The sequence below is a fragment of the Ciceribacter ferrooxidans genome (assembly GCF_004137355.1).
GTDB classification, from domain to species: domain Bacteria; phylum Pseudomonadota; class Alphaproteobacteria; order Rhizobiales; family Rhizobiaceae; genus Allorhizobium; species Allorhizobium ferrooxidans.
This window is the reverse complement of record NZ_SDVB01000415.1, coordinates 1-256: the sequence shown is the minus strand read 5'-3', so window position 1 is coordinate 256 and position 256 is coordinate 1. Positions and strand designations below refer to the sequence as shown.

Annotated in this window: 1 protein-coding gene; it reads right to left on the bottom strand. The window is 73.0% G+C overall.

Going from position 1 to position 256, the window contains the following annotated elements; genetic code table 11:
• On the bottom strand, positions 1–256 hold a 256-nt coding region (locus tag EUU22_RS24445), incomplete at both ends, for an NfeD family protein (RefSeq protein WP_205687972.1).

The window sequence follows — 256 nt, the reverse complement described above, 5'->3', positions numbered from 1 at the left end:
CAGACCGTGAGGCCGTCGATGCGATCCACCGGAGCCCGCTCGCCCACGCGCACCGTGCGGTTCGCCCGGGCGCTCCAGGTCGTCCCCCGGAGCTCCACCTTCCCCACGTCGCCGGGGCGGATCTCCTCCGTGACCAGCGCCCATTCTCCGCGCATCTCCTCGGACGGGAGCAGCGGCGCGTTGGCCCCGAGCCACTGCTGGACCGGCTTCCGGAGGAGCAGCACCCCGGCGATGGACAGGGCGATGAACAGCAGCC